The sequence below is a fragment of the Sorangium sp. So ce363 genome (genome assembly GCF_051520435.1).
Taxonomy (GTDB): domain Bacteria; phylum Myxococcota_A; class Polyangia; order Polyangiales; family Polyangiaceae; genus Sorangium; species Sorangium cellulosum_B.
The window spans coordinates 2,407,547-2,428,225 of record NZ_CP150333.1 but is presented as its reverse complement, the minus strand read 5'-3'; the positions used below and the strand labels follow the sequence as shown (position 1 = coordinate 2,428,225).

The following is a 20,679-nucleotide window of genomic DNA, read 5'->3' as shown; positions in this document are numbered from 1 at the left end:
TGCCTCCGCCCTGCTCCGCGAATGCACGGGCGGAGTACCCGCTCTTGTGACAGCGCACTACCCGATCCGGCCAGATGCGTCCTTGTCGTACCACGGAGTGCGTAGTACACTCGACGCTGAATGGCTGGCTCCCTGGTCATCGTGGGCACTGGGATCCAGTGGGGAGGCCAGATGACGCTCGCTGCGCGGCGGGCGATCGAGCAGGCCGACCGGGTGCTGTTCGCGGTGGCCGATCCCTGGAATGCGCGCTGGATCCGCAGCCTGAACCCGGCGGCCGAGTCGCTGCCGTACGCGACCGGGAAAGGCCCGCGGCGCGACACCTACGCCGAGATGCTCCGGCGCATCCTGGCCCCGCTCCGTGAAGGGCTGCGGGTATGCGGGGTGTTTTATGGCCACCCGGGCGAGCTGGTCCGCGCCGCCCACGCGGCCATCCAGGAGGCGCGCCGCGCGGGCTATCCGGCGCAGATGGCGCCCGGGGTCTCGTTCCTCGATTGCATGTACGCGGATCTGGGCGTGGATCCAGCGCGCGATGGCTGCCAGATCCATGAGGCGACGGATTTCCTGGTGCGGCGGCGGCCGTTCGACGTCCATACGCCGCTCGTGCTCTGCCAGATCGGGGTGATCGGCAACACCGGCTTCTTCGACGCCGCCGATGCCAGCCGCATCGAGCGCGGGCTCCGGGTGCTCTGCGATGTATTGACGACCAGGTTCCCGGCCTCGCACGAGGTCGTCGTCTACGAGGCCTCGGTGCTGCCCATCGAGCCGCCGCGGGCGTCGCGCGTCGCGCTGGCGGAGCTCCCGGCGACGGCCGTCTCGGAGGTCTCCACGCTCTACGTCCCCGCGGTGGGCCCGGCTCCCCTGGACGAGGCCATGATGGAGACGCTCGGCATCGACCCCGCGGCGCTGCATTCAGACAACATCACCAGAGAGGAATGACCATGGATCGCGTCTACGATTTTCTCACCGAGCTGAACATCGACCCCTTCCAGCAGCTGGCGTACGCGCAGGATCCCGCGGGCGTCGCTGCGGCCGCCGGGCTCGGGCCGGACGAGCAGGCGGCGCTCGCGCGCAGAGAGCTCGTGGAGGTCGCGGTCGGCGAGTCGAGCGGCCGCTACGAGCGGTGCGCTTGCATCTGGCAGCCCTAGACAGGGCCGCGGCCTCTGGCGTCGAAGCTGGGTAGTGACGTTGTAGCTGCCCTCGCCACCCCGACCTGCGCCATCCCAACGTGGGTCGGCACGCTCAACCTGGGTCGGGTCACTCCCGCGCCGCCTGCGCCGGCGGACATGGCGGCGGAGCGGCCGGCGTCGCGCGGATGCCTCGGAGGTGACGCAGCGTCGGGGGTGTTGTAGCCGCAATCATCGCTGTGCGGCGCTGTGTACCTGGCCTCGGCTTGCTGGTCGCGGGCACCCTCGCGGGCGCGTGCGCTGCCGCGCCGGACGCGCCCGCGCGGCCGACAGGCGACGTCGAGGCGCCGGCCGGCAGCGCCCTGCCTGGGGCCGCGGAGGCGGCGCGGGTGCCCATGCCGAGGCCGGCGCGAGCGCGGCTCGGGGCGGCGGCGATCGCGAACCAGGCCTGCGAGGGGTGCCACGAGGAGGTGGCGCGGGAGTGGCGCGCGTCGCTCCACCACCGGGCGAACACCGAGCCGGCCTACCGGCGGGCGTTCGCGATCGAGCCGATGCCGTTCTGCCGGGCGTGCCACGCGCCCGAGGCGAGGCCGGAGGAGCCAGAGCCGGAGGCGCTCGGGGCGCTCGGGGTGGGGTGCGTGACGTGCCACGTGACGACCGACGGCGAGGGCGAGCTCGCGGGGCAGGCGGTGCCGCCGGTGCTCGCGGCGCCGTGGGCGGGGAGCGGGGCGCCGCCGGCGGCGCCGCACGCGGTGATCCGGGACGCGCGGTTCGGGGGCGCGGACGCGTGCGCGGCCTGCCACGAGTTCGCGTTCCCCACGGCGCGAGGGCGGTCGGCCGCGGAGCTGATGCAGTCGACCGTCATCGAGCACCGCGCGTCGCCGGCCGCGGACCAGCCCTGCGCGGCGTGCCACATGCCCCGCGGGCCGGGGGGGCGGCGCGGCCACGGGTTCGCGGGATCGCGGGACGAGGCGCTCGTGCGGAGCGCGGTGGCGGTGACGGCGCGGCGGCTCTCGGCGACGCGCGTGGCGGTGACGCTCGCGCCCGCGAACGCGGGGCACGCGTTCCCGACGGGGGATCTGTTCCGGAGGCTCGAGGTGTCGGCCGAGGCGCTCGGGCCCGACGAGCTGGTGCTGGGTCAAGCGGAGCGCTACCTGACGCGGCACTTCGCGCTGCGGCCCGGGGCGATCGGGCGGAAGCTCGTGGCCGACGACCGGGTGCACGCGGAGCCCGTGACGGTGGAGCTCGACGTCGGGGCCGCCGGCGAGGGGCAGACGATCGCATGGCAGGTGGCCTACCAGCGGGTGGCGCACCCGAACGGGGTGGACCTGCGCGACGCGGAGATCGAGGGCGAGATCCGGGTCGCGTCGGGGAGGCTCGCGCCATGAGCGGACGAGGGATCGGCGCGAGGGGGATCAGGCCGGCGTGGCGAGCGGTCCGGGGTGGTGAGCGGCCGGGCAGCCGGCGGGTCCAGGATGAGAGCATGGGAGCGCGGCGCGGCAGTCCGGCGCGGCCGTGCCTGGAGGAGGACGAGCGATGATCGGGCGAAGGGCGTGGAGGGGGCTGGGCGGGCTCGTGATGGCGATGGCAGGGTGCGTACCGGCGCCTGGGCCGCAGGCCGCGGACGGGCCGCGCGTGGAGGCCGCGGCGCAGGGGCCGGGCACGGCAGGCGCGGCGGGCGCATCGAGCACCGCGGGCGCGCCGGGCGCGCCGGGCGGGGTGAAGGCGGACGAGGCGGCGAAGCCGGAGCCGCCGCCGAAGTCGGCGTTCGCGCCGGTGGCGCAGATCCCGGAGGAGGTCGAGCTGCGGCTGCACCCGGTGGAGGGGGCGCTGCTCGTGTCGACCTCCAACCTGACGATGCTCGAGGGGGAGCAGACGGCCGTGGCCGCCGCCGTCGGCGTGCTGAAGGAGGGGAAGATCGAGTTCCCGAAGCGGCTGCACCTGCCGGGGTGGTGGGTGTCCGTGATCGGCGTCCACGGGCGCTATCCCGACCAGCTCGACCTGATCGCGACGGGCACGACGGGCCGCACCGGCGTCGCCGAGCACTACGCGCTGGGGGCGAAGGGCTGGGTGCAGCGCGTGAGCGACGCGGGGCAGTGGTTCACCGGGGTGGCGAGCATGGGCAGCTCGCTCGTGGGGCTGGTGGGGCCGACGATGATCGGGCCCTCGAGGTTCGTCACGCTGCGCGGGCCCAGGGTGGGGCTGACGATCACGCCGGCGCCCAAGAAGGGGGAGTGCCGCGGGTTCGACTTCGAAGGGGCATCGCGTTACTCGGAGACCGAGGTCCGCCCGGAGGCATTCGGGGCGACGCGCGATGGGACCGCGCTGAGCTACGGGCTCGACTGCAAAGGGGAGAGCGCCCTGGAGGTCTGGAAGCCGGGCGAGAAACGCTCGACCATCCTGCCCATCCCGGCGCCCTCCGACGAACAGAGCGCCGACGATGTGCGCACGCTGATCCTGCCGGGCCCCGGCGACGGCGAGGCGTGGATCGTGGACGGGGGCGTGCTCCGCTACCAGGGCGGGGAGGCGAAGAAGATCGACCCGCCGGCGAAGGGCGCGCGCGTGCTCACCGCGTCGGCGGCGCCGGACGGGACGCTGTGGGCGCTCACGGACGGCGCGCTGTTCGCGCGCAAGGGCGATGCCTGGGAGCAGGCGCCGCTGCCCGACGGGGTGAAGGCCCGCGACGTGGCCGTGGGGAGCGACGGGGCGGTGTGGGTCGCGGCCGGCGGGGCGATCCTGAAGCACGGCGGCGCCAGCGAGGCCGCGGGCGCGGCGCCGGGGACCATCCAGCTCCAGAAGGGGCCGCCGCCGAAGCCCAAGGAGAACCGGACCTTGCCCAGGCCCGGCGGGCCGAAGTGCCCGCAGAACCTCGTGGTGCTCTACACGTTCAGCAAGACGGCGCCGGATGACTACGACTTCCCGCTGACGCGCAAGGCGCTCAAGGGACGCACGGAGTTCTCGCCAGCGCGCTTCGTGGTGACGCGCGACATGGGGCAGCGCTTCTTCGCCGCGTTCGTGCCGACCTGGGATCTCGCCAAGAAATTGGAGGAGCGGATCAAGACCGATGTGCAGGGCTCGACGCCGCAGATCGTGTGCGCCAAGCCGGAGGTGGTGCGGGAGCTCAAGCTGGATCTGAAGACGGGAGAGGTCGCGAAGTAAGACGGGTGAAGACGGCGCGGCGGGGGCGCCGGCGTGCGGCGGCGCCCCCGTCGATGGGCCCCCGTCCGCCGCAGGCAGCGGCGGCGCCGTTCACAGGTGCCGGGTCTCTCCCGGCGGCGCGCCCCAGTTGTTGTTGCGTCCGTCGGCGTACCGGATCGGCGCGGCGATGAGCTCCTCGAGATCCACGCCGTCCAGCGAAGCGAGCTGGACCGCCACATAGTCGCCGCCGATCGCCTCGACATACCCGCGCCCGAACGAGCGCACGCCGCAGTGTCGACAGAACAGGTGGTGCCCGAACTTCATGCCGAACTGGTAGTCGCTCAGCGCGTCCTCACCCGCGAGCAACCGGAACGCGTCCGGCTTGAGGATCACGTTCCAGTTTCTCGTCTTGGTGCAGATAGAGCAGTTGCACTTGTTGGTTCCAGCGCTCAGGTCGATGTCGGCCTCGAAGCGGACCGCGCCGCAGTGGCAGCTCCCTGTATAGGTCTTCTTCATGTGCAAACCTCCTGGCAGGACGGGCGTTCGCGTTCGGACGCGCGACCACCTGAAGGCCTGACGGTACCCGAATCCGCACCGGCGGGAGCCCCCTTCGAAGCGCCGCCGCGCGGTCTGGAGGCGCGCTGCGCCGGCGGCGCCGGGGGGTCCTTCAGCCGAGCCGCGGGTTCGTCGCCCTGACACACCTGTCATGCCGCTCGGCGGGCGCCTGGCACAAGGCGTCAGGAGCGCCGGCTTCTTGCGCCCGAGCAGGTGGTCTACCCGTTGCTTCGCCAGCGCCTCCATCCACGGCGGTCCCGCCGGAGAGAGGATGGCTCCATGACCTTATCTCTTTTTTCCCTCGTCCCGCTCGGCCCTTGCGCCCGCAAGGCCGCCGCGCTCGCCGCCGGGTTCGCCGTGACCGCCGCCATGGCCGGCTGCATCATGAACCCGAAGCAATGCACCGAGATGGCCTGTAGCGACACCTTCACCATCACCGCCGCGACGGCGAACAAGAGCTGGGCAGCGGGAGAGTACACGCTGGAGCTCACGGTGGACGGCAACGCGGTGTCGTGCGCCTACAGCTGGACGAACACACCGAACGTCGGCGGCAGCGGCGTGTTCGTCCAGTGCAGCCCGACCGTCGGTGTCTCGGTCAATGCGGTGACAATCTGCACGGAGACGAGGCGTGGCGGCGGCGTCTCCCAGAGCTGCGTCCCGGCCCCCGGGCAGTTCACCCAGCAGCTCGCGATTCGTGGCACGCCGGCGCGCGTCGACGTCGTCGTGCGGCGGGACGGCGCGCTCCTCGGAGAGCGGAGCTTCACCCCCGCGTACCGGACATGGTACCCGAACGGCGAAGACTGCGGGCCTGGGTGCCGACAGGACGCGCAGGACTGGGCGCTCCCGTAGCCGCCGGCGCCGGAGGGGCGCCGCAGCGAGCCTAACGACGCGGATGAGCCCGTAGCGCACGAAGATGCGCCCCGCTCTACAGCGGTTTCCGCCCACCTCTGCACCATGCAGAGCAGAGCGGCGGTCTCCCGCACAGGAGACGGGCCCAGATCGGCGTTTTCGGCGCGCAAGCGCACTCCGGTGCGCTGAGCACCGAAAACGTCGAGGTGGGCCCGTATCCGAAGCGGGTGACCGTCGCTCTAATCCCAGCGAGCGGAGAGGACGCCTCTCATCCGGTCTATCCGCAGCGCCCTCTCCAGGGCGCGCCCCTCGTAGGCGCTCAGGAGCGCGGGGAGCGCCTGCCGGGCCAGCGCCAGCAGCGCGCGGCGGCGGACCTCCGGATCGAGCCTGCCCTCGACGACGATCTGGCTGAAGGCCAGGGCGAGGATCGCCTCATCGCGGGTGAGCAGGCCGTACTCGTCCTCTTCGCCGAGCGCCTCGACCTCGGCCGCGTCCACGGCGTCCCAGCCGGCATTGCCGACCTCCCAGCGCTCGAGGAGCGCGTCGAGGAGCTCGATCGGGCTCTTCTTCGGGTGCTCGTCGCGGAAGTCGCGGAAGGCGGTGAGGGTCTCGTGCGCGGTCTCGTTGCCGAACGGAGCGGTCTCGTCGGTGAGCGACCAGAAGAACGGGTCGGCGAGGGCAGCGGCGGCCCGTGGGTGGCAGTCGTCGGGGGAGAGGTCGGGGAGCTCGGGCGCTTCGGTCATGGGAGAGGGCTTTCCGTCGGGTGAGGCGCGGGCGCGCCGCGCCGCCACCTTACCGCGTCGGCGCGCCCCGTCCGAGCGCGGCGCCCTCCTCCCCCGTCATTTCCAGTGCCACTTGCCCTTCCCCTTGCCCTTGTGCTTGTGCTTGTGCTTGTGGATGACGAGGACCCGGTCGTCATCGTCGTCGTGCACCACCACGGTCGGCTTGACGTCGACCTTCACGGCCCACGTGGTCGCCACCAGGATGCCGATCACGGGCGCGCTCGGGCCGACCACGATCACCGCGCCTGGACGGTAACCGCAGAGGACCACGTGCGTGTGCCCGCCTTCCTTGAGCACCACCGTGATCTTGGTCGGATTGACCTTCACGTCGAGCTTGCCGGTGAAGTAGAGCCGATCGGGCCCAGGCGCGAGCACGATGACGTCCGGCCCCGACGCCGTCTGGATCGCGAGCTTGATCTCGCGCTCGCCGATCGGCACCGGCTTGAGGTTGAGATCCAGCACGTACACGCGCAGATCGCCGCTCTCCTTGTCGGCGACGATCTCCACGATGTCGTCTCCGACCGGCTGGAGCACGCCCCCGTTCGGCCCCTTGGTCCCGTCGAGCTGGGTGGTCTGGTGCTCCCTGGCGCTCTCCTGGAGCTCCCGGGTCCCGCCGCGCGGCACGTGCAGCACCCCCTTGAACGGCTCGCCCTTCACCTTGAGCTCGTAGCTGACCTCGGTCAGGTCGTCCTCGAGCGGCGGGAGCTTGGCCAGCAGCACGCCCCCCGACTTCGGCTCCGGCACGAGCGCCGCGCTCATGGGGGCTCCGCCCTTGCCAGGCACCTTGACCGAGACGCTGCCCGACACATCCGCCGCGATGGGCTTGCCGTCGCGATCCTTCACGAGCGCCGTCACCTGCCCGTCCTGGGCCACCGTCATGACGACGGACCCGGGCTCGTGCTGCTCTGTCAGCGCCCAGTTGTCCTCCATGCTCTCCGCCGTGATCTGCGGCGACTTGCTGCAAGCGGACGAGACGAGCGCCGCGGAGGCGACCCCGAGCGCGACGACCATGGACCGGAGACAACGTTGGATTCGCATACACCCCTCTTTGGCAACACCTTGAAGGCGCGATCGCCTCATACCTGCTTGCGCGTCACGGACCAGATGAAGCCGTCGTACCAGAAGTGCATCAGCGCGACGGTCTGCGTGATCGACCACAGCGCGCGGTCGTCCGCCGGCGCGAGCTCGGCCCAGACCCCGTACACAAGGACACCCCCGAGGAAGACCGCCACCGCGATCGGCGTTCCGGCCCGGAGCGCGTCGAGGCGCAGCCGGCGGCGGAGGCGGCCGCCCTCCGACCACCAGACGAGCGCCAGGTACTGCACGGCGTGGAACAGGTTCATGATGAAGAAGGCCTGTCCCCAGGGGTTGAAACCCCACGTGTAGATCGAGCAGAGACCGGTGCTGACGAGCAGCCACACCTTGGGGAACGACACCCGATAGCCCCGCCGGCATATCGCGCGGTAAGCGAGCGCGTAATAGATCAGGTACGACGTGCCCGCGGCGATGACGGCCCAGCTGAGGGCGCGGTGGCTCGACGTCATCAGCGCAGGGACGGCGGTGAAGAAGGCGGGGCCCACGCCCTCGAAGGCGTCGAAGCTCTGGAAGTGGAGGAGCATCGTCGCGCCGCCCAGGATGGGGCCGGCATAGAGGACGAGGTTGAGCCAGAGATCCAGCCGGCGGCCGAGCGCCGGCGCGTTCCCCGCGCGCGCGTCGTAGATGCGCCCGAGGCCGAACGTCTGGAGCGCCGAGTGGTAGACGTCCCAGAACACCACGAGGACCGACACGCAGGCGACGGCCCACATGGACAGCATCATCGCGGCGAACAGGGCGACCGGCGCCACGAGGAAGCGGAGCCGGTGCCGCCGGAAGATGTCCGCGTTGCCGTGGCTCCGGAGGAGCACCGCGGCGAGGTGGCCGTGGATGAGCGTGCCGATGAAGAGCCCCGCCCACGTGACCTTCTCCCCATGAAGCCTGAACGTCGCGTCGGCGAACGGCGTCCCCGCGATCAGGGCGCCCGCGGCCAGCGCGACGAGCGGCGGGAGCAGGAAGAAGGCCCAGTCGTACCAGGGGCCGACGATGTACGCGGCCCGGCCCACACCGAGCAGCGCAGCGGACGCGGGCTCGGCCCGTGCGCTCATGCGGGACGTGGGGCCGCCGCGGGCCGCGGCTCCGGTGCTGCTGGCGAGAAGCCGATCGTCCATCCCTGCACGACGAGGTGATCGACGAGCGACAGCAGGAAGAGATTCACGCCGAGCATCTCCATCGACTCCTCCACGAAGTCGATGAGCGCGTAGATCAGGTTGTCGCTCCCGGCCCGCTCGGTCCAGTACCCGAGCGGCAGCTCCAGGACGAGGGCCCCGGTGACATAGATCCCGCCCGAGAGGAGGAATCGATTCCGCGTATCTCGCGGGAGGTGCGAGAGGAACTGGAGGTAGGCGGCCGCGAACATCGCCACCGCGGCGGCCGCCGGGATCACCCAGCTGAAGTACAGGACCCCGCCCAGATCGAGCCAGGAGCTCGCCGCTTCATGGATCTCGACCACCTCGTCGAGCGAGATGTAGAGGAACGCCGCGGAGAGCCCCCACCAGTGCTTCACGAACTTGCCCGTGCGCCGGGCGCCGACGGCAATGACAGCGAGCGTGAGTGAGCACACGAACAGCAGTGACGAGGTGTACCACGTGGGCACATTCTGTTCGTAGCTCAGCGAGAACAACGGGACGACGCCGCTCTGGCTCCTCAGGTGGAGGAGCGGCTTGAGCACCTCGACGGCGAGCCCGGCGCCCGCAATCACCGCCATCACGGCGAGCAGCGCGACCTGGAGCCGGGCCCTCGGGAGGGTGATCTGCATCGAATGAGAAGAACTACGCCAGGACGCCGGACACGGTCAACGCGTAAAGCAGCCGACACCGGCGCAGCGGGGCGGCGCAACGCGCCCTGGCGAGCGGCCTCGGGAGCGCTCGCCATGCGCTCTCGAGCCACTTCGGTTCAATGCGGTGAGGGCGAACAGGCTCCCTCCGCCGCGTTCGCCCCTGCTGTCCTGCTGCCCGCAATCGCCGCCGGACGCGCGCTCAAGGAGCGCTGTAGGACACGATCTGGCCTTCGAAGCGGTAGTCACCGCCGTTGGTCCAGAACACGTCCTGACCTTCCGGGGCGAGGATGCGCCAGGCGAAGTGCTGGCCGAGCGCGAGCACGACGGTCGTATTGCTCGCGAGATCGTGGGCCTGGACGCTGCGGTTCCGGCTCATGTCCGTCGAGAAGAGCGTCGAGCCCCTGAGGGCCAGCCCCGCCATCGAGCCCCCCCGGTAGATCAGCGTCTTCGCCCCTCCGGCGATCGGCGCCTTGAACACGCCGCCGTCACCGGCGTTGGCCCAGTAGACGAACTGCGCGTCCACCGCGATCCCGGCCGGCTCCCCCTCGTTCTCGGCGATGACGGTCACGTCCCCGCCCGACTTCGCCACCTTGTAGACCTTGTTCGTCGTGGCGCCGCCGGTCCAGTAGATGTTCTCTGCGTCCTGCGCCAGGTACTCCGGCGCGCCGGCGCCCTGCGCGAGGACGACGGGCTCACCGCCGTCGAGCGGCATCTTGTAGATGTTGTGTCCGTCGCCATCGCCGAAATAGACGGACGACTCGTCTCCGGTGACGCTCAGCACGTAGCCGATTTCGACCAGCGTCTCCATCTCCAGGGTCGATTTGTCGACGCGCTTGAGCGCCGAAGGGATGACCGGATCGTTGTCTCCGCCGCTCGCCCAGTACACGTGGGAGGCATTGACCCACAGCGCCTTGGGGTCCGGATCCGCGGGGGTCATCGCCTCCACCTCGGTCGTGCCCGGCTTGACGCGATAGATGTAGCCGTCGTTCGAGTCCGCGGGCGCGGTGGACTCGGTGCCGCCGCTCGCGAAGTAGAGGTAGGTGTCGTCGGCGGCGAGCGCCATCGGGTAGGCGTGCTGGCTCGCCATCACCCCCGCCGGGATCATCCCGGCGTAGAAGGTGCCAACGGAGGAGGTCTCCGTGATGAGCTCAGCGGCCGAGACCTCGTGACGCTCGAGCAGCGTGAAGGCGTCGGAGCCCGTCGGCGCGGAGAAGCCGTAGGCATCGAGGACGGTATTCTCCCCGAGCTCCGCCTCGAGCTCCACGGTGATCGGCAGCGTGAGCTTGATCGGCTTGGCGAACGTCTGCCCCTCCGGACCGAGGCGGTACGTGGGGCCTACCGCGCCTTCGCGGGCGTCCACGATGTTCTCGATGGTCAGCTCCGTCGCCGCGCTGACCGCCCCCGGCGGCACTTCGATCTTGAATCCATCATCCCCGGTGAAGACCCCGCCCTGAGCGTCGACAGAGAACTGGGGCTCAGTCTCCTGCGTGGCGTCGTCGCCCGCGTCCGCCCCCCCGCACGACACGCTGCCCAGCCCGCCCGCCACACACGCCAACACCATGAATGAGGTTCTTTTCATCGACTTGCTCCTCCTCGGGCGGTCACCGCCGCCCAAGATGGACAGGGTTGCAAGCAGGGGCACGGCCGGAGTCTCCACGGTCGTGACCCGTCAAGAATCGAAACTGCCACAGCGGCGCCTCTGTGCGAGCTATTCGTTGAAGTCCAGGGCGTGTGTTCAGATCAAATGCATCCTATATCGGTGTTTCGTCCCGATAGCCAGTGTGCGTGATTCCGCCCTGGCCAGCGTGTGCTGCCCCTGTGGACGAAAACACAGTGAGATGTCTCCGCACGAGCGCTCGAGACCATTGAATCCGCCGAGATCGCTTGCGCGCGGCCGCGGCGTCGCCGTCGCGCCCAGACGCCGGCCGCTGCGCAGTCGACGCCGAACCTGAGCGCGAGAGAACACACCTCCCTACCCTCCAGGGCCATCCCGAACATGCAGTTGCGCCGCGGCTCACCGGCGGCTCATGAATCGACGCGAACGGGACGAGTCCGTCGACCGTCGACGTGATGGCGCGGCGCGCGCCGCGCCACCCTGGGCGGCAGCGGAGAGCGTCGTGCGCCGGCGGAGGCCCGCCGGCGGCGCGTCAGCGCCCGGGGAGCGGCAGCCCGGCCTGCGCCGAGAGCCGGGCCATCGCGAGCTTCGCGGCGACGAGCGCCTCCTCCGGGGTGCGGCCCGTGGCGGAGAGGTGGCCCATCTTGCGGCCGGGGCGGGCGACCCGCTTGCCGTAGAGGTGGAGCCGGACGCCCGGGATCTCCAGCGCGGCCTCGAACGGGGGCGGCGCGCCGCCGAGCCACACGTCGCCGAGCAGGTTGAGGATCGCCGCGGGGCGGACGATCTCGACCGAGCCGAGCGGCAGGTCGCACACGGCGCGGACCGCCTGCTCGAACTGGCTCGTCGCGCAGGCGACCTCGGAGGCGTGGTAGCTGTTGTGGGGCCGCGGCGCGAGCTCGTTGATGAGCAGGCGGCCGTCCTTGAGCAGGAAGAGCTCGACGACGAGCAGCCCCTCGACGCGCAGGCCGACCGCGAGGTCGAGCGCGATCTGGACCGCTTGCCCCGTCACCGCGGCCGAGAGCGGGCCCGGCAGCAGCGACCAGTCGAGGATCTGGTCGACATGGTGGTTCAGCGCCGGCGGGTAGACCGCGAGCTTGCCGCTCGGGCTCCGCGCGACGAGCACCGAGAGCTCGGCCTCGAGGTCGAGCGCCTGCTCGACCACGCAGCGCTGGCCGCCGAGCGACGCGAAGAGCGACGCGGCCTCGCCCTCGAGACCGCCGGCGCCGCCCGGCGACGCATCCCCCGAGAGCCGCAGCTGGCCGCGGCCGTCGTACCCGCCGACGCACGACTTCACGAAGCACGCCCCGCCCATGGCGCGCGCCGCCTCGAGGAGCTGCTCGCTCGTCGCGACCTCGCGGAAGGGCCCCACCGGGAACCCGTTGCGCGACAGCCAGCCCTTCTGGACGCCGCGGTCCTGCACCATGGCCAGCACGTCGGCCGACGGGCGCACCGGCGCGAACCGGGCGGCGGCCACGAGGCCGTCCGTGGCGACCTTCTCGATCTCGAGCGTCACCACGTCGCACTGCGACGCGAGCTCGGCCGCCTGAGCTACGTCGTCGAACGAGGCGACGATGCAGTGATCGAGCACCGAACGAGCCGGGCAGTCCGGGTCAGGGTCGAGGGCGTGGACCTTGTACCCGAGCGTGCGGGCGGCCAGCGCCGTCATGCGGCCGAGCTGGCCGCCACCGAGGATACCGAGCGTGGAGCCGGGAGCGATGGGCATTTCCGGAGGACCTGTACGAGGGGGAGCAAAACGAGGCCTGACGAGGCCTGACGAGGCCTGACGAGCTAGACGATGACCGAGTCGCGTAGCACCGCCGCCTCCTGGGCGCCGCGGAAGGCGGCGAGGCGCTCGCGGAGCTCCGGGTGCTTGCCCGACAGGACCGCCGCCGCGAACAGGGCCGCGTTGGCCGCCCCGGGCTTGCCGATCGCCATCGTGGCGACGGGGACGCCCTTCGGCATCTGGACGATCGAGAGCAGCGCGTCCATGCCGTTCAGCGCCGTGGCGGGGATGGGCACGCCGATGACGGGCAGCACCGTCTTCGCGGCGACCATCCCGGGCAGGTGGGCGGCGCCGCCGGCGGCGGCGATGATCACCTCGATCCCGCGCTCCGCGGCCGTGCTCGCGTACTCGAACATCCGGTCCGGCGTGCGGTGCGCCGAGACGACGCGCACCTCGTGCGGGATGCCGAGCTGCGTGAGCAGCTCGCTCGTGACGGCGAGGTGCTCGTAGTCGCTCTTGCCGCCCATGATCACGCCGACCCAGGGCTTCTCGGCCGAGCTCGCTCCCATTTCCGCTGGGGTCCGGCCCTCGCCGGCCCCTCCCTGCGCCATCGTGCTCATCGTTCCACCGCTCACCGGCTCATCGTCCGTCCGTCGTCCGTCATCCGTCGCCCCCCCGCCCGCGTCAGCGCGTGAGCTGATCCAGGAGGCTCAGGCTCTCGCGCTCTTCCTCGCCGATCTCGCCGTCGGACGAGATCATCTCGCGCGCGGCGTTCAGGAAGAGCTGCCGGTGCGCGCGCGGGATCTTCATCGGATCCACGTCGTCGGCCGCGGGCGGCACCTCGAGCCAGCCGCGCACCTGCTTGGCTTCCTCCGCGTCCAGGTGGAGCCGCAGGATCATCTTGCGCACGAACTCGCGCTCCTGGTCGCGCACCTGGAGGTCGGCCCAGGCGAACGAACAGATGAACCGCATCAGCTGGAGGCGTTCTTCGCGAGAAAGCTTGTCGAGCATGGGCGGGGACTCTAGCCCGGATCCGCCAGCGTTTTGTGTGGAAATCAGCGAGCCGCGCGCCGCGTAAGGGGATTCCCGGTTCCTCGCCTTTCCTCCTTCTCGCGCTCGCGCTGCCGCGCTTTCGCCTTCCCGCGCTCGCGCTGCCGCGCTCCCGCATTCGCGTTTCCGCCCGCGCGTCCTCCTGGTGGGCTGGTGGGTGGGGCCGCGCGCTCCAGCGCGGTCGCCGCAGCCCCCGCCCGGGCGCCCGCTCCTCGCCGCTCAGCGGTACGGGCGGGCGGCGCGCGGGCCGCGCAGGAGCGCCGCCACGTGCAGCTGCTCGCCGAGCAGATCGCGCAGGGTGGCGGGGTCCTCGAGCGGGGCCGGCAACGTGATCACGATGGCGTGCGGGGCGATCCGGAGCGCGCGCGTGCGGGCCTGCAGGCCCTTGACCGCCTCGCGCGCCCTGGGCGAGGCGGCGCGCAGCTGCTCGGGATCGTCGGGATCGAGCGCCGCGTCGAGGGGCGGATCCACCACCAGCGTGATCTCGGAGCGCTCGGGGTGGGGGCCTCGCTCGAAGCAGGTGTCGACGTGAAACGTCGCGCCGTCGACCTGCGCGTCCCGGATGCGCATGCGGCCCACCTCGAAGCGGCCGTGGACCTCGGCCGCGAACCGCTCCCAGGCCGCGCGCATCCCCGCCATCGGCGTGGGCGGCGGGATGCGCTCGTTCGCGGCGCCGATCTCGGCCGCCAGCGCGGCGAGGTGCTCCAGGAACGCGCCGAGCCAGGGCTGATCGTGGCCCGGCGTCCGCGACCGGACCGACACGTGCTCGTCGTCCAGCCGGACGTCGTCGAAGGCGAGCAGCGCCCGGCGCAGCGGCCCCGCGACCACGGCGCGCACCTGGCCGGGATCGCGCCCGCGCACGCGGTAGCGGCGGCCGAAGCCCTCGTCGTCCTCGGACGACAGCGCGAGCAGGAAGCGCTTCACGCCGACCTCCAGGTCGAGCCCCCACGACGGCCAGCGCAGCTCGCCCACGAGCGCGCCGCTCGACGAGGAGCCCGCGTCGATCCACACCGACGCCGCGGCGCCGGAGAGCGTGCCCGAGAGGCGGAGCTCCAGCGCGTCGAGGGACAGGCCGTGGCGCGCGCCGACCGCTTCCCAGACGGCGCGCCACCTCCCGGAGCCGATCTGCCGCCGCATCGCGCCGAGGCCGGGCGGGCTGTCGAAGACGCCGAGCACGAGCGGCGTCGTGTGGACGACGCCGTCCGCGCGCGCGAGATCGACGCGCACCTCGAGCCCCCAGACGAGGGCGACCCAGCCGGCGTCGAACGACGGCGCGACGGAGCGGGGGATCCTGAACCGGAAGGGCAGCTCCCGCCCCTCGTCGCGGCCGTCCGCGCGGCGGAAGGCGGTGAAGCGGTGCGCCTCGGTCGCGCGGTTCGGCGCGGAGCGGTCGGCGCTGAGGAGGCGCTCGACGCCGACCAGCGAGATCTCGATCCCGCGCACGCCGCGGCCCTGCACGTTGCCGAGGGCCACCGCCCCCGAGATCTCGTCGCCCGGCGCGAAGACGCGATCGTCGAGCGAGACCTCGACGAAGGGGCTGTCGCCGCGCGCCGTGGTCCCCGCGGCCGGCGACCGGCCCGGGCGGGTGACGGGGCGGGGCGTGACGAGCACCTCGTAGGACTCCTGGACGTCGAGCCACCACGGGATCGCGATGGAGAGCGTGAGGCCGTAGCGGATCTCGGCGCGCGTGCCGAGGTACGAGCAGGGCGCGTCGGCCGGGACCGGGAAGCTCGCGCGGTAGCGCTGCTCCCCCTCCGGCAGCGTCGTCGGCCCCGAGACGCGGGCGACGAGCGAGAGGAAGTGGGGCGGCACGAGGACGCGCTCCTCGACGCGGGCGACCTGCATGCCCTCCAGGTGGAGCTCGATCGCGTCGACCGGCGTCCTCCCGCGGCAGCGGAGCACCAGCTCGACCAGGACGACGTCGCCCGGGTGCACGGTCCTGGACATCCGGAGCTCGACGTCGGGTCGGGTTCGCATGGTGTCCGGCTCAGCGCGGCGGGCGCGGGCTCACTTCACGAGCGGGGCCGGCACGGTGAGGCGGATCGGCCCTCGGGGAGCGCCGCGCTCGAAGAGCTCTCCGCGCCGGTCCGCGACGCCGAGGCGCAGGAGCCCGTCCGCGCGCACGAGCGCGAAGGGCGCGCGCGGGGCCGGCGCGTCGCGGACCGAGCCGCCCCGGCCCGCGTCGAACGGGACGATGAAGACCACGACGTCCTCGGCGCCGGCGGCCGGCGCGCGGGGCGGCGCGGCGCGGGCGCAGCGCCCTGCGACCGCGGCGTTCCTGTCCTCGGCGGCGCAGCGGGCGAGCGCGCGGCGATCGTCGTCGGCGCCGCTCCGCGCGAGGTGGTCGGCGGCCGCGAGGCGGACCGCCTCCGCGGGGTCGCGCGCGAGCAGGTCCCGGGCCGCGTCGCCGTCGCAGCGGGCGCCGGCCACGGTGAGGGCCGCGAGCGCGTTGGCCCGCACGTAGGGGCGCGCGTCGGGGAGCGCCGCGCAGAGCGCCGCGGCCGCGCGGGCCGGCTGCCCGAGGCGGCCGGCGGCGCGCCCGATCGCGCCCGCCGCGTTGCCCGCCACGGCGGCGTCGGGGTCCTTGAGGAGCGGCAGGAGCAGCGGCAGCGCGTCCTTGTCCCCCGCCGCGCCCAGCGACCAGATCGCGTTGGCGCGGACGCCGGGATCCGGATCGCCCGCGAGCTTGCGGAGCGCGGCGGCGGCCTCCGGGTGCCCCGCGAGCGCCTCGGCGATCTTGCGGCGATCGTCGATGGGCGCCGCCGAGGCCATCCGCGCGAGCGCGGCGCCCGCGGCCTGCCCCGGCATGCGGCCGAGCCCCTCGATCAGCGCGTCGCGCGCGGCGTCCGGCGCGCTCGCGATCGCGGCCGCGACCTCGTGGACGAGGCCCTTGCCGCTCGCGTCGCGCGCGGCCTTCGCGTCCGCCGCGCCGCCGGCGTCGTCCGCGCGCGACAGGGCGCCCGAGAGGGCGATGCCGAGCGCGCCGCGGTCCTGCTCCGCCGCGACCGTGAGGCGCTGGAGCAGCGGCCGGGCGCTCCCTGGGCCGGCGACGCGGGAGAGCGCGATCGCCGCCCGGAGCCGCACGTCGGCCGACTCGTCGTCGAGCGCCGCGAGCAGGGCGGCGTCCACGGCCGCGCCGAGCTGTCCTGCAGCGCGCGCGGCACCGAGCGCCTCGATCACGGCGAGGCGGAGCGGCGTGGAGCGCGCCTTGGCGAGCGGCAGCAGCGCCGCCTGCGCGCGCGGCGACCCGGTGCGCCCGAGCAGCTGGACGAGGGCGAGCTTCTCGTCGGGCGCGGTCGCCGGGTCGACCAGCAGGGCGCGCGCCGGGTCCACCGCGCGCCCGTCGGGCCGCGCTGGATCGAGCAGCGCGGTCGCGGCGCGGATGGCCTCCGCGCGGACCGCGGGGTCGCCGTCGCCGAGCAGCTCCAGCACGCCGGGCAGCGCCGCGGGATCGCCGAGCGCGCCGAGGGCGCGCAGCCCGTGCCGGAGCGGGACGACGCCCCGCTGCATCCCCCGCGCGAGCGCGGGCAGCGCTTCCCTGGCCTTGAGCTCGCCGAGCACGAGGGCGGCGCCCGCCGCGGTGTTGGCCGACGGCGCGGCCGCGAGCGCCGCGACGAGCGCGGGGACGGACGCGGCGCCGGCGCTGACGAGGGCGTCGCGGACCGCCGAGCGCGGCGCCGCGGGGTTGTCCTTCGCGAGCGCCGCGAGCAGCGCCTTCACGGCCGCGTCGGAGCCGATGCGGCCGAGCGCCCGGAGCGCCGCCTCCCGCACGTCGTTGCTCGAGGTGGCGCTGTCGGACGGCCGCGCCCCCGGGAACGCGCCCGCGGCCCCCGGCGACACCGTGACGAGATCGGCGATCGCCGACGTCGCGTCGTCCGAGCGCAGCCGGCCGAGGGCGGTGACCGCCTCGACGCGCACGTCCTGGGATGCGTCCTGGAGCGCGAGCAGCAGCGCGCTGACCGCGCGCGGGTCTCCGAGCTCTCCGAGCGCGCGCGCCGTGGCCTTGCGGACCTCCGGGATCGAGTCCTGCACCTTGCCGATCAGCGGCACGACGGCGCGCGCGTCGCCGATCCGGCCGAGCGCGCGCGCGACCTCCGCGCGCACCTCCGGCGCGGTGTCGTCGAGGTGGCCGAGCAGCGGCGAGACCGCGTCCGGGAGCCCCGCAGCGCCCATCGCGGTCGCGGCGGCGAGGCGGACATGCGGGTCGGGATCGCCGAGCACCCGCCCGAGCGCGACGACGGAGCGGTCCGTGGGCGCCGCGCGGATCACGTCGCAGGCCGCGAGCCGCAGGCGCGCGTCGCCCTCGCCGAGCCACTCGATCACGAGGTCCCCCGCGCGCGGCATCCGGAGGCGCACGGCCGCCCCGGCGAGGTGCAGCCGCACCTCGACGTCCGGGTCGCTCATGCCCCGCTGGATCAGCCTGATCGCCGTCTCCGGGGCGAGCTCGCCCACGCGGGTCGCGGCCAGGCGCCGCTCCAGGGCGTCGCCCGACGTGAGCGCCCGCGCGATCTGCTCCGGCACGTTGGGCCAGAGGGTCGCGGCCGCTCCCCCGGGCGACGCGACCGCGGCGGCCGAGGCGGCGACGACGAGCAGGACCTGCGGTAGGCGGCGCAGCGGCGAGGACGAACGGCGCACGAGCCGAGCGTAATACAGCGGGCGCGGCCGCGTCATGGCGTTCCAGACGGCTCGAGCGCCGCGGGGCGACGCGCCGCGGGGCGCGCTGGCGGGGGCGCGCGCCGGCGGGGGCGCGCGCTGGCGGGGGCGCACGCTGGCGGGGGCGCCTCCTCGCCGCGATCGCGCGCGGAGACCGCGCACAGGCCGCGCCGGTCCCCGAGCGCTCCCGCAACCGTCCGTGGCGTGCAACAGTCTGGCGAGGTGTCCAACATGATTCCGTTCTCCGTTCTCGACCTTGCCCCGATCGTCCAGGGCGGAGATGCCGCGCAGGCGCTCCGCAACTCGCTCGATCTCGCGCGCCACGCCGAGCGGCTCGGCTATCACCGCTACTGGCTGGCCGAGCACCACAACATGGGCGGCGTCGCCAGCGCCGCGACGTCGATCGTGATCGCGCACGTCGCCGCCGGCACCTCGACGATCCGCGTCGGTGCGGGCGGGATCATGCTGCCGAACCACGCGCCGCTCGTGATCGCCGAGCAGTTCGGCACGCTGGCGTCGCTCTTTCCTGGGCGCATCGATCTGGGCCTCGGGCGCGCTCCGGGCTCCGACCCGATCACCGCCCGCGCGCTCAGACGCAACCTGGCCGGCGACGCCGACGGCTTCCCCCAGGACGTCCTGGAGCTGATGGGCTACTTCCGCCCCGCGGAGCCTGGCCAGCTGGTTCAGGCCGTGCCCGGCGCCGGGCTCCGCGTGCCGATCTGGATCCTCGGCTCCAGCCTCTTCGGCGCGCAGCTCGCCGCGGCGCTCGGCCTCCCCTACGCGTTCGCCTCGCACTTCGCGCCGGGCCAGATGACGCAGGCGATCGCGCTGTACCGCAGGGAGTTCCGCCCCTCGGACGAGCTCGCAGAGCCTCGCGTCATGCTGGGGATCAACGTGGTCGCGGCCGGCACCGACGAGGAGGCGCGCCGGCTGTGGACCTCGCTCCAGCAGGCCTTCGTCAACCTGCGCCGTGGCCGGCCGGGGCCCTTACCGCCGCCGGTCGACGATTTCGAGCGCGACCTGAGCCCCCTCGACCGCGCCGGCCTGGAGCAGGCGCTGGCCTGCTCGGTCGCCGGCTCGCCCGAGACCGTGCGGCGGTGGCTGGACGGCTTCATCGCCCGCACCCGCGCCGACGAGCTCATCGTGAGCTCGCCGATCTTCGATCACGCCGCGCGGGTGCGCTCGCTCGAGCTCACGGCAGCGGTGCGCGACGAGCTCGCCCGCGCCGGGTGAAGCGCCTTGCCCGGAGGCGCGGGCTCGCGCCGGGCGGGGCGCCGGCTCGGCACGCAGCGCTCTCCGTCCGCCTCGACGCGGGGGCGCCGCGGGTGGAGGTGGTGGACACGACCGGGGCCGGCGACGCGTCCGCGGCCGGGTTCATCACCGCGGAGCTCGAGGGCGCGGGCCAAGCGGAAGCCGTCGTACGACGCGGCGAAGCGGCTCGCTTTGGGGAGGCGTGCTCGAAGATCGGCGAGCTCACGATGAGCTCGTCGGCGCGGGTGCGGGCGATGAAGGCGTCCAGCCACCGAGGCGGGCGTAGACGTCGCCCGATCCCGATCCGAGGGTCCGCGACGCGAGGAAGCGGCGGATGCCATCCGCGTCGAGCCACGCCGTTTCGCCGAGGACGAGGCTCTCTCCGCGGGACCAGTTGTAGCGGTAATCCCCCAGCGAGGTGAGCCGCTCGACGCACTCGAGCGCGATCTCCCGCGCGGCGGGCAGGTATTCGAACGAGAGCGCGGGCAGCGGCCTCGAGAGGCCCGAGAGCACCTCGGCCTCGAAGCCTTCGACGTCGATCTTCACGAAGGCGGGAACGCCGAGCTCGTCGATCAGCGCGTCGAGCGTGCGGACCTCGACCTCTGCGCCCTCGGACCATCTCACGCCCCGGAACGACGGATCCCTCCGTACCTTGTCGATCCAGGCGCGCGACAGCGTCGTGACCGTCGGCGCGCGCTCGCTGACGAAGAGGCGCGCTCGTCCCGGCGCCCGACCGAGCGCGGCGTGCAGGACGACGACGTCCCCGTCGCGCCCATAGAGGCCACGAAGCAGGCGAACGAACGGGGCCTGGGGCTCGACGGCGACGACGCGCGCGCCGAGACAGCGGAACGCGCGGATGCGATCCCCCGCGTGCGCGCCGACGTCGAAGCAGAGCGAGCCCGGCGTCACGAACTGCCCGTAAAGACGAGCCATCCGGCCGCCGCGGAGCGGCACGCCGTAATACATCGCGAGCGAACGCGCGATGCCGAACCAGCTCTCCACGCGCGTCATCACGCTCCTTACCGCCCCGCGGGTCGAGCCCGGAGCGTCGCAGGCCCCACCCGGCG

At 73.3% G+C, this 20,679-nt stretch carries 18 protein-coding genes and 1 pseudogene; 7 read left to right on the top strand and 12 right to left on the bottom strand.

Features of this window, described 5'->3' with window-relative positions:
* Positions 1-120 precede the first annotated feature (120 nt).
* The 4 genes from WMF12_RS09495 to WMF12_RS09480 all read left to right on the top strand — a co-directional run bounded on the left by WMF12_RS09495 (position 121) and on the right by WMF12_RS09480 (position 4,283).
* Positions 121-936 carry an SAM-dependent methyltransferase gene (locus WMF12_RS09495; protein WP_437870098.1) on the top strand — a complete coding sequence of 272 codons (816 nt, stop codon included), beginning with the start codon at positions 121-123 and terminating at the stop codon, positions 934-936.
* A gap of 2 nt (positions 937-938) precedes the next feature.
* On the top strand, positions 939-1,145 hold the full coding sequence (locus WMF12_RS09490) for a hypothetical protein (RefSeq protein WP_437870097.1): 207 nt from the start codon (positions 939-941) through the stop codon (positions 1,143-1,145).
* 245 nt (positions 1,146-1,390) lie between these two features.
* Positions 1,391-2,512, top strand: coding sequence for a multiheme c-type cytochrome (locus WMF12_RS09485; RefSeq protein WP_437870096.1), 1,122 nt, complete (start codon positions 1,391-1,393; stop codon positions 2,510-2,512).
* A 148-nt stretch (positions 2,513-2,660) separates the two neighbouring features.
* On the top strand, positions 2,661-4,283 hold the full coding sequence (locus tag WMF12_RS09480) for a hypothetical protein (RefSeq protein ID WP_437870095.1): 1,623 nt from the start codon (positions 2,661-2,663) through the stop codon (positions 4,281-4,283).
* A 90-nt stretch (positions 4,284-4,373) separates the two neighbouring features.
* Here WMF12_RS09480 and WMF12_RS09475 read toward each other — a convergent pair whose 3' ends face one another.
* Positions 4,374-4,778: a GFA family protein gene (locus WMF12_RS09475; protein ID WP_437745262.1), complete on the bottom strand. Its 405-nt coding sequence runs from the start codon at positions 4,776-4,778 to the stop codon at positions 4,374-4,376.
* Positions 4,779-5,096: 318 nt separating this feature from the next.
* Here WMF12_RS09475 and WMF12_RS09470 point away from each other — a divergent pair, with 318 nt between their 5' ends.
* Complete coding sequence (locus WMF12_RS09470) at positions 5,097-5,666, top strand: hypothetical protein (RefSeq protein WP_437870094.1); 570 nt, start codon at positions 5,097-5,099, stop codon at positions 5,664-5,666.
* Between the two features lie 239 nt (positions 5,667-5,905).
* On the opposite strand, the gene WMF12_RS09465 is transcribed toward WMF12_RS09470, so the two are convergent.
* The 10 genes from WMF12_RS09465 to WMF12_RS09420 form a co-directional block, all read right to left on the bottom strand.
* The gene (locus WMF12_RS09465) at positions 5,906-6,409 is read right to left on the bottom strand and encodes a hypothetical protein (RefSeq protein WP_437870093.1); all 504 of its coding nucleotides are present in this window, start codon (positions 6,407-6,409) and stop codon (positions 5,906-5,908) included.
* Positions 6,410-6,505: 96 nt separating this feature from the next.
* Positions 6,506-7,486 carry a hypothetical protein gene (locus tag WMF12_RS09460; protein WP_437870092.1) on the bottom strand — a complete coding sequence of 327 codons (981 nt, stop codon included), beginning with the start codon at positions 7,484-7,486 and terminating at the stop codon, positions 6,506-6,508.
* A gap of 38 nt (positions 7,487-7,524) precedes the next feature.
* Positions 7,525-8,589, bottom strand: a complete 1,065-nt coding sequence (locus WMF12_RS09455; protein ID WP_437745258.1) for a hypothetical protein — start codon at positions 8,587-8,589, stop codon at positions 7,525-7,527.
* Positions 8,586-9,299, bottom strand: coding sequence for a hypothetical protein (locus tag WMF12_RS09450; protein WP_437870091.1), 714 nt, complete (start codon positions 9,297-9,299; stop codon positions 8,586-8,588). Before WMF12_RS09450 ends, WMF12_RS09455 begins: the two co-directional genes overlap by 4 nt.
* A 220-nt stretch (positions 9,300-9,519) precedes the next feature.
* Positions 9,520-10,899, bottom strand: a complete 1,380-nt coding sequence (locus WMF12_RS09445) for a DUF5050 domain-containing protein (protein ID WP_437870090.1) — start codon at positions 10,897-10,899, stop codon at positions 9,520-9,522.
* A 568-nt stretch (positions 10,900-11,467) separates the two neighbouring features.
* Positions 11,468-12,658 carry a 5-(carboxyamino)imidazole ribonucleotide synthase gene (gene purK / locus WMF12_RS09440; RefSeq protein WP_437870089.1) on the bottom strand — a complete coding sequence of 397 codons (1,191 nt, stop codon included), beginning with the start codon at positions 12,656-12,658 and terminating at the stop codon, positions 11,468-11,470.
* A 65-nt stretch (positions 12,659-12,723) separates the two neighbouring features.
* Positions 12,724-13,227, bottom strand: coding sequence for a 5-(carboxyamino)imidazole ribonucleotide mutase (purE, locus tag WMF12_RS09435; RefSeq protein ID WP_173427451.1), 504 nt, complete (start codon positions 13,225-13,227; stop codon positions 12,724-12,726).
* A gap of 115 nt (positions 13,228-13,342) precedes the next feature.
* Positions 13,343-13,669 carry a TerB family tellurite resistance protein gene (locus tag WMF12_RS09430; RefSeq protein ID WP_437551368.1) on the bottom strand — a complete coding sequence of 109 codons (327 nt, stop codon included), beginning with the start codon at positions 13,667-13,669 and terminating at the stop codon, positions 13,343-13,345.
* Positions 13,670-13,927: 258 nt separating this feature from the next.
* Positions 13,928-15,685, bottom strand: coding sequence for a hypothetical protein (locus tag WMF12_RS09425; protein WP_437870088.1), 1,758 nt, complete (start codon positions 15,683-15,685; stop codon positions 13,928-13,930).
* A 30-nt stretch (positions 15,686-15,715) separates the two neighbouring features.
* Positions 15,716-18,343: a HEAT repeat domain-containing protein gene (locus WMF12_RS09420; RefSeq protein ID WP_437870087.1), complete on the bottom strand. Its 2,628-nt coding sequence runs from the start codon at positions 18,341-18,343 to the stop codon at positions 15,716-15,718.
* A 249-nt stretch (positions 18,344-18,592) separates the two neighbouring features.
* Between WMF12_RS09420 and WMF12_RS09415 the strand changes: the two genes are divergently transcribed.
* Both WMF12_RS09415 and WMF12_RS09410 read left to right on the top strand, forming a co-directional pair.
* Positions 18,593-19,594: an LLM class flavin-dependent oxidoreductase gene (locus WMF12_RS09415; protein ID WP_437870086.1), complete on the top strand. Its 1,002-nt coding sequence runs from the start codon at positions 18,593-18,595 to the stop codon at positions 19,592-19,594.
* Positions 19,591-19,782 (top strand): annotated as a pseudogene (locus WMF12_RS09410) (PfkB family carbohydrate kinase); the annotation flags it as partial. The gene WMF12_RS09415 and the pseudogene WMF12_RS09410, both read left to right, overlap by 4 nt.
* Before the next feature lie 52 nt (positions 19,783-19,834).
* On the opposite strand, the gene WMF12_RS09405 reads toward WMF12_RS09410, so the two are convergent.
* The gene (locus WMF12_RS09405) at positions 19,835-20,623 is read right to left on the bottom strand and encodes an FkbM family methyltransferase (protein WP_437870085.1); all 789 of its coding nucleotides are present in this window, start codon (positions 20,621-20,623) and stop codon (positions 19,835-19,837) included.
* Positions 20,624-20,679 lie beyond the last annotated feature (56 nt).